The sequence below is a fragment of the Arenimonas sp. genome, from assembly GCF_035721105.1.
GTDB lineage: Bacteria > Pseudomonadota > Gammaproteobacteria > Xanthomonadales > Xanthomonadaceae > Arenimonas.
The window spans coordinates 1-13,004 of record NZ_DASTNG010000053.1; the positions used below are offsets into that span (position 1 = coordinate 1).

Below are 13,004 nucleotides of genomic sequence, written 5' to 3' on the forward strand. Positions count from 1 at the left end.
GCCGCCGACGGAGAGGATCTCGCGGCGATAGCGGGCGCCGGTGGTGGCGTCGAACACACCGGCCTCCTCGAAGGCCGCAAACGCGTCGGCGCTGAGCACTTCGGCCCACAGGTAGCTGTAGTAGCCCGCCGCGTAGCCGCCCGAGAAGATGTGGGTGAAGGCATGCGGGCCGCGGTGCCAGGCCGGGGGCGGCAGCACGGCGACTTCGTCGCGCACCTCGCCGACGACCTCGAGCGCGCGCGCGCCGCGGGCCGGGTCGAATTCCAGGTGCAGGCGGAAGTCGAACAGCGCGAACTCCAGCTGCCGCACGAGGAACAGCCCGGCGTGGAAGTGCCGCGCCTGCAGCATCTTCGCGTACAGGTCGTCGGGCAGGCGCTCGCCGGTCTGCCAGTGGCGCGCGAACAGGTCCAGCGCCTCGCGCTGCCAGGCGAAGTTCTCCATGAACTGGCTGGGCAGCTCTACCGCGTCCCACTCCACGCCGCTGATGCCGCCGATGCTGGGCCAGTCCACCTCGGTGAGCAGGTGGTGGATGCCGTGGCCGAACTCGTGGAACAGAGTGATGACGTCGTCGTGCGTCAGCAAGGCAGGCTTGCCTTCACCCGCGGGCCGCTCTTGCGCATCCTGCGCCCGCGGCACTTGGCCATCCCTGGCCGGCGGCGCGAAATTGCAGGTCAGGTACGCCACCGGCTTGAACAGTGACTCGCCGTCGTCCATGCGCGAGCGGCACACGTCCATCCAGGCGCCGCCGCGCTTGCCGGCGCGGGCGTAGTGGTCGAGGTAGACGCCGGCGCGCACGGTGCCGTCGTGGTCGACCACGTCGAAGTAGTGCACGTCGGGATGCCAGGTATCGACGCCGTGGCGCTCGACCAGCTTCACGCCGAACACGCGCTCGGCCACGGTGAACAGCCCCTGCATCACGGCCGGCAGCGGGAAGTAGGGCTTGAGGTCTTCCTCGCTGAAGGCGAAGCGCTGCTCGCGCAGCTTCTCGGCCGCGTAGCCGACATCCCAGGGCTGCAGGTCGGCGATGCCGAGCTCGTTCGCGGCGAAGTCGCGCAGTTCGTCGAGCTCGCGCGCGGCGACCGGCTTCGCCTTGGCCGCGAGCTCGCGCAGGAAGCCCAGCACGCGCGCCGGGGTGCCGGCCATCTTGTCGGCCAGCGACAGGTGCGCGCTGGAGTCGAAGCCCAGCAGCGCCGCGGCCTCGTGGCGCAGCGCCATGATCCGTTCGATGCGCGCGCTGTTGTCGCGGGTGCCGGCCTGCGGGCCCTGGTCGGAGGCGCGCGTGTTGTAGGCGGTGTAGAGCTGCTCGCGCAGCGCACGGTCGTCGGCGAAGGTGAGGATGGCCTGCACCACCGGCCCCTTGAGCGTGGCGAGGTAGCCGTCGACGCCCTTCTCCTTCGCCATCGTGCGCAGCATGTCGCGCGCGGAGTCGGGCAGGCCGGCGAGCTCGGCCTCGGTGACGGGGCGCGTCCACGCGTCGGTGGCGTCGAGCACCGCCTCCTCGAACTCGGTCTCGAGCTTGCTCAGCTGGGTCTGGATGTCCTTGAAGCGCGAGCGTGCCGGCTCTTCCAGCGCCACGCCCGAGAGCCGGAAGCCGCGCAGGCTGTCCTCGACCACGGTGCGGCGCGCGCGATCCATGGCGTCGAAGCCCGGCGCCTCGCGCACGGCCTTCACTGCTTCGTAGAGGTCGCGGTCCTGGCCCAGCTCGGTGCCGTGCTCGGTCAGCTTTTCCAGCGCGGCCGAGTACGCGGCGCGCAGTTCGGGCGAATCCTTCACGCCGTGCAGGTGCGAGACCGGCGCGAAGCAGCGGCCGAGCCGTTCTTCCCAGCGCTCCAGCGGCGCCATCAGGCGGGCGAAATCGCGCGCCTGCGGGTCGGCGACCAGGCGCGCGACCTCGGCGCGGAAACCGGCGAGCACCTCGTCGATCGCCGGATTGACGTGTTCCGGCGTGATGGCGGAGAAGGCGGGCAGTTCGCCCGCGGCAAGCAGGGGGTTTTGAGTGTCCATGCAGTTCCAGATGGTGTTTCGGGCCGGCGATTCCAAGCGTCAGCCGGCCGGCGTGACGGTCACATCGAGGGTGAAATGGCTCCAGGCCGTGGACTCGGGGTCCCAGGCGCGGCCATAGAACAGGTAGAAAAAGGCGCGGCCCGGCGCGGCGGCGCGGAAGCAGAAGCTGGCCATCGTGCCGGTGCCGACCGGCGGCGCGGGCTCGCCGGGCTTCACCAGCGGCTCCCGCACGATGCCTTCGCACGGGACGGATTCGAACACGGCGCCGAAGGCGTCGCGCCGCTGCCATTCGGCGCCGGTGCTGTAGTTGGCGTCCAGGTCCACGCGCAGCACGGTGCCCACCGGCAAGGCCATCGCGCGACCGCTGTCGGAGATGGCGAGGCGCAGGGGCGTCGCGGCGGCGGCGGCCGGCGCCTCGGCGGCAAGCGGCGAGGCGGTGGCGACCGGCGCCAGCGCCGCACCGGCCGCGAACGCCAGCCCCGACACCGCGACCAGGGCGAGGCGCACGCTCATCGCGTGAACAGCTTCACCACGAAATCGGCGAGCTTGCCGAACGGCGGGTCGAACACCGACATGCCGTTGAGGCGGGACTGGTACAGCACCGGCATGGATTTGCTGAAGGCCAGGAAGCCCGCATGCCCGTGATAATGGCCCATGCCGCTGGGACCCACGCCGCCGACCGGCAGCGAGTGCTGGCCGAACTGGATCAGGCAGTCGTTCACGCAGACGCCGCCGGCGACCACGGCGTCGAGCGTGCGCCGCAGGCGCGCCCGGTTCCGGTCGAAGGGATAGAAGGCCAGCGGCCGGTCGCGGCCGTTGATGTAGGCGATGGCCGCGTCATGGTCGTCGTAGGACTTCACGGGCAGCAGCGGGCCGAAGATTTCTTCCTGCATCACCCGCGCCTCGTCCGGCGGATCGAGCAGCACGGTGGGCGGGATCACTTCCACGCCCGGCGGCGGCGGCTCGGCGTCGGGGCGGTACTGGATCACCGACACGCCGCGGTCGCGGGCGTCGTCGATCCAGTCGCGCAGGCGGTCGGCCTGGCGGTGGTTCACCACCGCGGTGTAGTCGGGGTTGGCGGCCAGCGTGGGATAGCGGCGGCGCACGCTGGCCAGGTAGGCACGCACGAACTCGTCGCGCTGGTCGCGCGGCACCAGCACGTAGTCGGGCGCGACGCAGGTCTGGCCGGCGTTGAAGCACTTGCCGGCGGCAATGCGGTCGGCCGCCTGCTCGATCGGGTAGCCCGGGGCGACCAGGGCCGGCGACTTGCCGCCCAGCTCCAGGGTCAGCGGGGTCAGGTGGTCGGCAGCGGCCGACATCACGGCGCGGCCGACGGCGGTCGAGCCGGTGAACACCAGGTGGTCGAAGGGCAATCGGGTGAAGGCGGCGCCCACCGCGGCATCGCCCTGCACCACGGTGACCCGCTCGGCCGGGAAGGCCTCGGCTAGCAGCCGGGCCAGCAGGGCCGAGGTGCGCGGGGTGTGTTCGGACGGCTTCACCAGCGCGTGGTTGCCGGCGGCAATGGCGTCGGCCAGCGGGATCAGGGCCAGCTGGATCGGGTAGTTCCAGGGCGCGACGATGCCGACCACGCCCAGCGGCTGGTGGCGGATTTCGCCGCGGGCAGGCAGGAAGGCCAGGTTCAGGCCGCGCCGCTCGGGACGCATCCAGCCGCGCAGCTTGCTGCGCAAGTACTTGATTTCATCGAGGGTGACCATGACGTCGGCGGCCAGGGTCTCGTGCCGGGAGCGCCGGCCGAAGTCGGCCGAGACGGTCTTCACCAGCTCGTCCCGGTGCGACCGGACCACCTCGCCCAGCCGGGCCAGGTCGTCCATGCGCTGCCGGTACGAGGGCGGCTGGCGGCGGTGGGCGGCGCGGACCTGCTCGAGCAGGGGCCGCAGGTCGTGGTCGGGGTGCGCAGGGGTGTCCATGGCCCGCAGTTTATGCCCAACCCGGCAGGGACGGCGCGAAGGCGTGGTTAGAATGGCGCCATGCACATCCGACCCTTCCGGGGCATCGTCCCCACCCTCGGCGCCCGCGCCTACGTCGACCCCGCCGCCTGCGTCATCGGCGACGTCCGCCTGGGCGAGGACAGCTCGGTCTGGCCCGGCTGCGTGGTCCGCGGCGACGTCAACCACATCCGCATCGGCGCCCGCACCAATATCCAGGACGGCACCATCGTCCACGTCACCCACGAAGGCCCGTACACGCGGCCGGGCGGCTGGCCGACCCTGATCGGCGACGACGTCACCATCGGCCACGGCGCCATCATCCACGCCTGCACCATCGGCAACGCGGTCCTGGTCGGCATGGGCGCCACCGTGCTCGACGGCGCCGTGGTCGAACAGCATGGCTTCGTCGGCGCCGGCGCCGTGGTGCCGCCCGGCAAGACCGTGCGCAGCGGCGAGCTCTGGCTGGGCAACCCCGCCAAGCCCGTGCGCCAGCTAAGCGACAAGGAAATCGAGCAGCTGTACTACAGCGCCAAACACTACGTCCGCCTGAAAGACGAATACCTCGCCTGATCGAAAAAGGGGTCAGAGTGAATATTTGTTTGAATCGCAGTGCGGACCGCCGTGATTCAAACAAATATTCACTCTGACCCCTTTTTCGATCCCCGCCCTGCAATCCGGAGGCCGCCCGCATGCGCCATCCCGCCCGCCAACTCGCTGCCCTCGCCCTCGCCCTGCTGCTGGCTTCCGGCAGCGTGCTGGCCAAGCCCTCGAACAAGTGGCGCCTGGAGTTCAGCGGTGCGGCCGAATCGCCGGGCGAGATCGTGCTGCGCATCGCGCCGATCGGGGGCGAGCCGATCGACGTGACCGTGGCGATCGAAGGCAACGACGGCGAGAACCGCATCGCCGGAAAAGTGCGCGATGCGCTCAAGGCCGCGCTGAAGGCGGACTACCGGCTGGAGCGCGACGACGGCGAAGACGTGCTCGTCAAGCGCCGCTGGGGTCGCCCGCTGTTCGAGGTGAGCCTGGCCAGCAGCACCGTCAAGGCCGTGCGGATCCACTTCGACCGCGAGTAATCCGCCGGCCGCGGCTCAGTCGCGGTGGAAGCCCGAACGCAGCGCCCAGGCGCCACCGGTGTAGTCGGTGGTCAGGGGCGTGCCGGTGTTCACCCAGTAGCTCTCGCGATTGAACATCGCCTCGGGCCGGTAGTCGGGCAGCTGGCTGGCCAGCGGCAGCGCGCGGCCGGGGCGCTTGTGGGTGGCCTCGAGCAGGTAGGTGCGGGCGCCATCCATCACCACCACCCAGGCGTGGCCGTCGTCGCGCAGCCGGCCCAGCACCACGCGTGCGTCCAGGCCCAGGCCGATCAGCCAGTCGGCCAGCGCGATGGCATGGTCCTCGCAGTCGCCCTGCGGGTAGAAGAACGCCTCGCGCGAGGTCTGCCAGAGCTCGGGCGCGCCCGGATACTGGTCGTGGTCGTAGGCATAGGTCTTGCGCTGGGCCAGGGACGCCAGCGGCACCCAGGCCTCGACGCCCTCGAACGGCACGTAGCCGACCAGGTAGGCATTGGCGAAGTGGTGGCGGCGGTCCAGCCCGGGCGCCACCGTGGTGACGGTCTGGTCGCCCAGCAGCCAGCCGAAGGACATCCAGGTCTCGGCATGGCCGGCCTCGCGCAGGGACTGGGCGATCTGGCCCTCGTGGATGCGCAGGCCGTTGGCCAGCTCGATCGCGCGGGTTTCCGGCGGCGCGGCGAAGTCCTGGCCCGGGGCGTCGGGCGCGGGGAAGGCCGGCAGCCCTTCGGCCGACGGTCCCGGGCCGTCGACCGGCCCCGGCGGACGGTCGCAGGCGCGCAGCGACATCAGCCCCAGTCCAATCGCCAGCATCCAGGCCCAGGCCGCGCTCGAGCCGCCGCGATTCACCCGCGCAGGCCGAACACCGTGACCAGGGCGACGAACAGCAGGATGGTGGACGCGAAGATCGCGACCGCCAGGTTGCCCTTCTGCAGCTCCTGCTCGATGTCGATGTGCTTGAGCAGCTTGCGGTCGATGAACTGCAGGCCCAGCACCGCCACCACCAGCGCGATCAGCGTCTGGACGATGTTCAGGCCGAGGTTGAAGAAGGTGGCGATCAGGAAGTCGGTGGTCATGGGCTCAGTCGGCGGTGTGGAGGGCGTCGGCGTGGGCGCGGAGCTCGGCGTAGACCTCGTCGGTCTCGGGCCGGTGGCCGTGCCAGAGCGCGAAGCTTTCGGCGGCCTGCTCGACCAGCATGCCCAGGCCGTCGATGCGCGGCTCGCAGCCGGCGGCCTTGGCCCAGGCCAGGAACGGGATCGCCGCCTCGCCATAGCTCAGGTCCACCGCCAGGGCACGCGCCTCGGCCAGGCGGAAGGGCAGCTTCAGCGCTCCGTCGCCGCGGCCCGCCGAGGTGGCGTTGACGATCATGTCGTAGTTGCCCAGGTTCGGCAGGTCGTCGAGGTAGCGCGTGTGCACGCGGTCCGGCTCGCCCAGGGCGTCGGCCAGGGCGTCGGCCTTCTCGGGCGTGCGGTTGACGATCCAGAGCTCCTGGATGCCGGCATCCAGCAGCGCCGGCGCCACGCCGCGGGCGGCGCCGCCGGCGCCGAGCAGCAGCACGCGCCGGGCGCGCAGGTCCTGGCCGTGGCGGCCGGTGAGGTCGCGCACCAAGCCCTCGCCGTCGGTGTTGTCGCCGTGCCAGGCCAGGCCGACGCGGGTCAGCGTGTTCACGGCGCCGGCGCGGCGGGCGCGGGCGCTGAGCTCGCTGCACAGGGCCAGCGCGCGCTCCTTGTGCGGCAGGGTGACGTTGGCGCCGCGGCCGCCGACGGTGGCGAAGGCGCTGACCGCGCTGGCGAAATCCAGCGAGCTGGCGTCGATGGCGACGTACTCCATCGCGATGCCGGCCTGCTTCGCGAAGGCCGCGTGGATCCGCGGCGACAGCGAATGCGATACCGGGTGTCCGAAGACGGCGTAATGCGCGGTCATGTCATTCCTCCTTGAGCCAACGCGCCGCGTCGAGCGCGAAATAGGTCAGCACGCCGTCGGCGCCGGCGCGCTTGATCGACACCAGCGCCTCCAGCATGCAGGCGCGCTCGTCCAGCCAGCCGTTGAGCGCGGCCGCCTTGAGCATCGCGTACTCGCCGCTGACCTGGTAGACGAAGGTCGGCGCGCCGTAGTGGTCCTTCACCCGCCGGACGATGTCCAGGTAGGGCAGGCCCGGCTTGATCATCACCATGTCGGCGCCTTCCTCGAGGTCGAGGCCGACTTCGCGCAGCGCCTCGTCGGAATTGGCCGGGTCCATCTGGTAGGTGTACTTGTTGCCCTTGCCCAGCGCGCCGGCGCTGCCGACCGCATCGCGGAACGGGCCGTAGAAGCTGGAGGCGTACTTGGCGGAATAGGCCAGGATGCGGGTGCTGAGGTGGCCGTGTTCCTCCAGCGCCTCGCGGATGGCGCCAATGCGGCCGTCCATCATGTCGCTGGGCGCCACCACGTCGGCGCCGGCGTCGGCGTGCGAGAGCGCCTGCAGCACCAGCGCCTCGACCGTTTCGTCGTTCACCACGTAGCCGCCCTCGTCCACCAGGCCGTCCTGGCCGTGCGTGGTGTAGGGGTCGAGCGCCACGTCGGTGATCACGCCCAGCTCGGGGAAGCGCTGCTTGAGCGCGCGGATGGCGCGCTGGGCCAGGCCGTTTTCGTCCCAGGCCGCGGCGGCGTCGAGCGACTTGGCCTCGGGCGCGGTGACCGGGAACAGCACGATGGCCGGGATCTTCAGCGCCACCGCCTGCTCGGCCGTGCGCAGCAGCTCGTCGATCGACAGGCGCTCGACGCCCGGCATCGACGCGACCGGCGTCCGCCCCTGCAGCTCGTGGATGAAGACCGGCAGGATCAGGTCGTCGGCGCCGAGCCGGTTTTCGCGCATCAGGCGCCGGGAGAAATCATCGCGGCGCATGCGCCGGGGACGGGTGTACGGGAATGCCATGGAAAGTCTCTGTGCCGTTGGCCTGCCGCCATGATACGCCCGCCGCGCGGCCGCTAAGATGCAGGCCATGTCATCGCGCCCCCCCTTGCCCGTCGCCGTTCGCGCCTGCCTGCTGCTGATCGGGCTGCTGGCGGCCGCCTGCTGGCTGGCCTTGCTGCTGCCCGGCCACGACCCGCACCGGCCCGACTGGAGCGCGCTGTCGGTGCCGCCGACGCTGGCCGGCGGCCACTGGTTCGGTACCGATGCCATCGGCCGCGACATCCTGGCGCGCACCCTGGCCGGCGGCCGGCTGTCGCTGACCGTGGGCGCGCTGGCCACGGTGATGGCCCTGGTGATCGGCCTGGCCTACGGCGCGATCGCGGGCTACGCCGGCGGCCGCGTCGAGCGGGCGATGGTGCGCGTGCTCGACCTGCTCTCGGCCCTGCCCTTCCTGCTGATCGTGATCCTGCTGCTGGCGCTGTTCGGGCGCTCGCTGTGGCTGCTGCTGGCGGCGATCGGCGGCTACGTGTGGATCGACCTGGCGCGCGTGGTGCGCGCCGAAGCGGCACGCCTGCGCGAAGCGCCGTTCGTGCTGGCGGCGCGCGCGGCCGGGGCGCGCTTCGACCAGGTGCTGCGCTGGCACCTGCTGCCCAACCTGATGCCGCTGGCCCTGGTGTACCTGGGCCTGATCCTGCCGCAGGCCATCCTGGTCGAAAGCTTCCTCGGCTTCCTCGGCCTGGGCGTGGACGAACCCGCCGCCAGCTGGGGCAGCCTGCTGCACGAAGGCAGCCAGGAGCTCGACACCGCCCCGTGGTCGCTGCTGTTCCCGGCCGGCTTCCTGGTCGCGACCCTGGCCAGCTTCCAGTTCCTGGGCGACGGCCTGCGCGACTGGCTCGACGTCCGCGGGTCGGCGCGATGACGGCACTGCTTTCACTGCGTGGCCTGCAGGTGGCCGTCGGCGAACGCCGGCTGCTGGGCCCGCTGGACCTGGACCTGGCCGAAGGCGACTGCCTGGGCCTGGTCGGCGAAAGCGGCAGCGGCAAGAGCCTCACCGTGCTGTCGCTGCTGGGGCTGCTGCCGCCGGGTCTGGCCGCGCGCGGCACGCTGGCCTGGCAGGGCCGCGACGTGCCGCTGGGCAGCGGCGTCCACGCCGCGCTGCGCGGCCGCGCCATCGCCTGGATGCCGCAGGACCCGCAGGCCAGCCTGCATCCACTGCGCCGCGTCGGCGCCCCGCTGGTGGAAAGCCTGCGCCTGCTGCGCGGCCTCGACGCCGCCGCCGCACGGCACGAAGCATTGGCCCTGTTCGAACGCCTGCAGCTGCCGACCCCGGCACGCCTGATGGACCGCTACCCGCACCAGCTGTCCGGCGGCCAGCGGCAGCGCGTGCTGCTGGCGCTGGCCCTGGCCGGCGCGCCGAAGCTGCTGCTCGCCGATGAGCCCACCTCCGCCCTGGACCCGCGCCTGGCCCGGGAGTCGCTGCGCCTGGTCGACGAACTGCGGCAGGCGCTGGGCCTGGCCGTGCTGCTGGTCAGCCACGACCTGCCGCTGGTGGCCGCGCACGCGCAGCGGGTCGCGATCCTGCTCCGCGGCGAATGCGTCGAATCCGGCGACGCCGACCGCGTGTTCGCCGCGCCGGCGCACGCCTACACCCGCGAACTGCTGGCCGCCGACCAACTGCCCGCCCCCGCGCCGGCCGCGCCGGGCCCGCGCCTGCTGCAGGTGGACGGGCTCGGCGTGCACTACCCGCGCGCGCCCGCCGCCGCCCTGCAGGACGCCAGCCTCACCCTGCACCGCGGCGAATGCCTGGCCCTGGTCGGCGAAAGCGGCAGCGGCAAGAGCACGCTGGGCCGCGCCCTGCTGCGCCTGGTCGGCCGCGGCACCCGCGGCCGCATCCTGCTCGACGGCGAAGACCTGCTGCAGGCCGGCCCCGGCCGGCTGCGGGCACTGCGGCGGCGCATTGGCGTGGTGTTCCAGGACCCTTACGCCTCGCTGGACCCGCGCCTGCGGGTCGCCGACATCGTCGCCGAGCCCCTGCGCATCCACGGGATGGGCCCCCGCGCCAGCCATCCGGCGCGGGTGGCCGCGCTGCTGGCGGCCGTCGGCCTGGACCCGGCCCTGGCCACCCGCTGGCCGCACCAGCTCTCCGGCGGACAGCGCCAGCGCGTCGCCATTGCCCGCGCCCTGGCCACCGACCCCGACCTGCTGGTCTGCGACGAAGCGGTGTCGGCGCTCGACGCCCACCACCGCGCCGGGGTGCTGGCCCTGCTGGCCCGGCTCAAGCGCGAGCGCGGCCTGGCCCTGCTGTTCATCACCCACGACTTCGGCGCCGCGCGGGCCCTGGCCGAGCGGACCGCGGTGATCGCCGACGGCCGACTGCAGGCCTGCGGGGACACCGCGTCGGTGCTCGGGGCAGCGTGAAGATCGGCTGATACACTCCGGGCATTCCCCCGGGGAGGGGAAGGAAACCCGATGCCGCAAACGCCACTAGCGCCCGAATTCGTGCCCAGCCCCGTCCAGGGGACGGTCCGCGGCGACGAGGCCTCCGCCCTGGCGGCCGAGGTCCAGCGCCTGCGCGTGGACGTCGAGCGCCTGGGCCGGGCCGAGCGCCTGCAGCGCGCCCTGTTCGCCATCTCCGACCTGGCCAGCTCCGACGAGGACACCACCACGGTGCTGCGCGGCCTGCACGAGATCGTCGGCCGGCTGATGTACGCCGAGAACTTCTACATCGTGCGCTACTCGCCGGAAACCGAGTCGATGCGCTTCGTGTACTTCGCCGACAGCCTGGATCCGGTCTGCCCGGACCCCGAGGAGGAGTTCACCGCCGAGAAGATGGCCAACAGCCTGACCCTGGCGCTGATCCGGCACGGCAAGCCGATGCTGGGGCCCTCGAGCGAGGTCCGCCTGCAGCTCGACGTCTCCCGCGACGACGCCCTGGGCCCGGACAGCGAGGACTGGCTGGGCGTGCCGATGGTCGACGACGGCGTGGTCCGCGGCGCGGTGGTGGTGCAGAGCTACGACCCCGAGTGGCGCTACACCGAGGACGACCGCGCCCTGCTGGGCTACGTCGCCCAGCACATCCTCACCGCCCTGGCCCGGCGCGAGGCGCAGGAGGAGCTCGAACGCCGCGTCGACGAACGCACCCGCGAACTGCGCGAGCAGGTCACCGAGCGCGAGCGCAGCGAGAAGCTGCAGGCGGCGCTGTTCCGGATCGCCGAACAGGCCGGGCGCAGCGAGAGCATCGAGGTCTTCTACGCCGAGGTGCACGGCATCGTCAGCGACCTGCTCGACGCCCGCAACTTCTTCATCGCCCTGCTCACCGACGACCAGCGCGAGCTCGATTTCCCCTACTCGGTCGACGAACGCGACCAGAAGCGGCCCCGGCGCCGCCTGGCCCGCGGCCTCACCGAGTACGTGCTCAGCACCGGCGTCCCGCTGCTCGCCGACCGCGACGACGTGCGCGCGCTGGTGGCCAGCGGCCAGGTGCTGTCGTTCGGCACGCCCTCGGTGTGCTGGCTGGGCGTGCCGCTGCACCTCGACGGCCAGGCCGCGGGCGTCATCGCCGTGCAGAGCTACACCCCCGACTACCTCTACACCCGGCGCGACCAGGAGCTGCTGAGCTTCGTCTCGTTCCACATCGCCCAGGCGCTCGAGCGCCGGCGCGCGAACGAGTCGCTGCGCCTGGCCTACGCCGACCTCGAACAGCGCGTCGCCTCCCGCACCCGCGAGCTGGCCGACGCCAACCGCGAGCTGCTTGACCAGATCTCGGTGCGCGAGCGCATGGAGCTCAAGCTCAAGCACGAAGCCTTGCACGACACCCTCACCGGCCTGCCCAACCGCAGCCACCTGCTGGGGCGCATGGGCCAGGCGCTGTCGCGCTACCGCGCCGATGCCCGGCAGCTGTTCGCGGTGCTGTTCCTCGACCTCGACCGCTTCAAGGTGGTCAACGACTCGGTCGGCCACCTGGTCGGCGACGAGCTGCTCAAGGAAGCCGCGCGCCGCATCGGCGGCTGCGTGCGCGACCCGGACATGGTGGCGCGCCTGGGCGGCGACGAGTTCGCGATCGTGCTCGACTTCATCCACACCGCCGACGACGCGGTGGCCGTGGCCGAGCGCGTCATCGTGGCCCTGGCCGAGCCGATGCGCATCGCCGGGAAGGAGCTCTACACCTCGGCCAGCATCGGCATCGCCCTGGTCGACGGCCGCTACCGCCGTCCTGAAGAGCTGCTGCGCGATGCCGACGTCGCCATGTACCGCGCCAAGGCCACCGGCCGCCAGCGCTACGCGATCTTCGACGAACACCTGCACGAGGCGGCGCTGAAGCTGCTCGAGCTCGAGGGCGACCTGCGCCGCGCACTGCAGCGCCAGGAGTTCGAACCCTACTACCAGCCGATCATGAACCTGGCCGACGGCAGCCTGGTCGGCTTCGAGGCGCTGATGCGCTGGCACCATCCGGCGCGCGGCCTGAGCACGCCGGGCGACTTCATCGGCATCGCCGAGGAAACCGGCAGCCTCGAGCACATGGACTGGCAGATCTACGACATGGTCTGCCGCGACACCCGGCGCCTGTCGGCACGCAACGCCTACACCACGCTGAACGTATCGCCCCGGCACCTGCGCGCACCGGACTTCGACCAGCGCCTGCTGGAGCTGATGTCGCGCCACGGCGTGAAGCCCGGCCACCTGCGGCTGGAGGTCACCGAGGGCGCCCTGCTCGAGCAGCCCGAGGAAGTGAACGCCTGCCTGGGCCGCCTGCGCGAGGCCGGCGTGCTCACGCTGCTCGACGACTTCGGCACCGGCTATTCCTCGCTCAGCTACCTGCACCGCTTCCCGCTGCACGGCCTGAAGATCGACCGCAGCTTCGTGGCCGAGCTGCGCAGCGGCGAGAGTGGCGGCAGCACGGCGATCGTGCGTGCGATCCGGCTGTTGGCCGATTCGCTGGGCCTGGAGGTCATCGCCGAGGGCATCGAGACCGAGCAGCAGCGCTACCAGCTGCGCCTGCTCGGCCTGAGCCTGGGCCAGGGCTACTTCTTCGCGCAGCCGGCCTCGGCCGGCGATATCCTCGCCCGCTACGGCCTGGACAACGGCGCCGGCTGA

The 13,004-nt window shown here is 72.0% G+C and carries 12 protein-coding genes; 5 read left to right on the plus strand and 7 right to left on the minus strand.

Annotated elements, in window-relative coordinates; translation table 11 throughout:
• From VFQ84_RS07765 to VFQ84_RS07775, 3 genes are all read right to left on the minus strand, one after another.
• The coding region (locus VFQ84_RS07765) for a M3 family metallopeptidase (RefSeq protein WP_325130912.1) at positions 1 to 2,004 on the minus strand (2,004 nt) is incomplete at its 3' end.
• 39 nt (positions 2,005 to 2,043) lie between these two features.
• On the minus strand, positions 2,044 to 2,517 hold the full coding sequence (locus VFQ84_RS07770; RefSeq protein WP_325130915.1) for a protease inhibitor I42 family protein: 474 nt from the start codon (positions 2,515 to 2,517) through the stop codon (positions 2,044 to 2,046).
• The gene (locus tag VFQ84_RS07775; RefSeq protein ID WP_325130917.1) at positions 2,514 to 3,932 is read right to left on the minus strand and encodes a coniferyl aldehyde dehydrogenase; all 1,419 of its coding nucleotides are present in this window, start codon (positions 3,930 to 3,932) and stop codon (positions 2,514 to 2,516) included. The genes VFQ84_RS07770 and VFQ84_RS07775 overlap by 4 nt, the downstream gene beginning before the upstream one ends.
• A gap of 60 nt (positions 3,933 to 3,992) precedes the next feature.
• On the opposite strand from VFQ84_RS07775, the gene VFQ84_RS07780 reads away from it, so the two are divergent.
• Together VFQ84_RS07780 and VFQ84_RS07785 are read left to right on the plus strand one after the other, a co-directional pair.
• Entirely contained in the window at positions 3,993 to 4,523 is a 531-nt protein-coding gene (locus tag VFQ84_RS07780) for a gamma carbonic anhydrase family protein (protein WP_325130918.1), read from the plus strand.
• Positions 4,524 to 4,642: 119 nt separating this feature from the next.
• Entirely contained in the window at positions 4,643 to 5,026 is a 384-nt protein-coding gene (locus VFQ84_RS07785; RefSeq protein ID WP_325130920.1) for a hypothetical protein, read from the plus strand.
• Positions 5,027 to 5,041: 15 nt separating this feature from the next.
• Here VFQ84_RS07785 and VFQ84_RS07790 read toward each other — a convergent pair whose 3' ends face one another.
• Genes VFQ84_RS07790 through hemB form a run of 4 tightly spaced genes read right to left on the minus strand, consistent with a single transcriptional unit; the run spans position 5,042 to position 7,931 of the window.
• Entirely contained in the window at positions 5,042 to 5,866 is an 825-nt protein-coding gene (locus tag VFQ84_RS07790; RefSeq protein ID WP_325130922.1) for a transglutaminase domain-containing protein, read from the minus strand.
• Positions 5,863 to 6,093, minus strand: coding sequence for a DUF350 domain-containing protein (locus VFQ84_RS07795; RefSeq protein WP_325130924.1), 231 nt, complete (start codon positions 6,091 to 6,093; stop codon positions 5,863 to 5,865). Before VFQ84_RS07795 ends, VFQ84_RS07790 begins: the two co-directional genes overlap by 4 nt.
• 4 nt (positions 6,094 to 6,097) lie before the next feature.
• Positions 6,098 to 6,940 carry a shikimate dehydrogenase gene (aroE, locus tag VFQ84_RS07800; protein WP_325130926.1) on the minus strand — a complete coding sequence of 281 codons (843 nt, stop codon included), beginning with the start codon at positions 6,938 to 6,940 and terminating at the stop codon, positions 6,098 to 6,100.
• A gap of 1 nt (position 6,941) precedes the next feature.
• Positions 6,942 to 7,931, minus strand: coding sequence for a porphobilinogen synthase (hemB, locus tag VFQ84_RS07805; protein ID WP_325130928.1), 990 nt, complete (start codon positions 7,929 to 7,931; stop codon positions 6,942 to 6,944).
• A gap of 67 nt (positions 7,932 to 7,998) precedes the next feature.
• Between hemB and VFQ84_RS07810 the strand changes: the two genes are divergently transcribed.
• The 3 genes from VFQ84_RS07810 (at position 7,999) to VFQ84_RS07820 (ending at position 13,004) form a co-directional block, all read left to right on the plus strand.
• Positions 7,999 to 8,829, plus strand: a complete 831-nt coding sequence (locus VFQ84_RS07810) for an ABC transporter permease (RefSeq protein ID WP_325130930.1) — start codon at positions 7,999 to 8,001, stop codon at positions 8,827 to 8,829.
• The gene (locus VFQ84_RS07815) at positions 8,826 to 10,328 is read left to right on the plus strand and encodes an ABC transporter ATP-binding protein (protein WP_325130932.1); all 1,503 of its coding nucleotides are present in this window, start codon (positions 8,826 to 8,828) and stop codon (positions 10,326 to 10,328) included. The genes VFQ84_RS07810 and VFQ84_RS07815 overlap by 4 nt, the downstream gene beginning before the upstream one ends.
• 81 nt (positions 10,329 to 10,409) lie before the next feature.
• Entirely contained in the window at positions 10,410 to 13,004 is a 2,595-nt protein-coding gene (locus tag VFQ84_RS07820; RefSeq protein WP_325130934.1) for a bifunctional diguanylate cyclase/phosphodiesterase, read from the plus strand.

Excerpts from the sequence above, each read along its gene's own strand:
- VFQ84_RS07770 (WP_325130915.1), bottom strand. The coding sequence starts at position 2,517 with ATGAGCGTGCGCCTCGCCCTGGTCGCGGTGTCGGGGCTGGCGTTCGCG.
- VFQ84_RS07775 (WP_325130917.1), bottom strand. The coding sequence starts at position 3,932 with ATGGACACCCCTGCGCACCCCGACCACGACCTGCGGCCCCTGCTCGAG.
- VFQ84_RS07780 (WP_325130918.1), top strand. The coding sequence starts at position 3,993 with ATGCACATCCGACCCTTCCGGGGCATCGTCCCCACCCTCGGCGCCCGC.
- VFQ84_RS07785 (WP_325130920.1), top strand. The coding sequence starts at position 4,643 with ATGCGCCATCCCGCCCGCCAACTCGCTGCCCTCGCCCTCGCCCTGCTG.
- VFQ84_RS07795 (WP_325130924.1), bottom strand. The coding sequence starts at position 6,093 with ATGACCACCGACTTCCTGATCGCCACCTTCTTCAACCTCGGCCTGAAC.
- aroE (WP_325130926.1), bottom strand. The coding sequence starts at position 6,940 with ATGACCGCGCATTACGCCGTCTTCGGACACCCGGTATCGCATTCGCTG.
- hemB (WP_325130928.1), bottom strand. The coding sequence starts at position 7,931 with ATGGCATTCCCGTACACCCGTCCCCGGCGCATGCGCCGCGATGATTTC.
- VFQ84_RS07810 (WP_325130930.1), top strand. The coding sequence starts at position 7,999 with ATGTCATCGCGCCCCCCCTTGCCCGTCGCCGTTCGCGCCTGCCTGCTG.
- VFQ84_RS07815 (WP_325130932.1), top strand. The coding sequence starts at position 8,826 with ATGACGGCACTGCTTTCACTGCGTGGCCTGCAGGTGGCCGTCGGCGAA.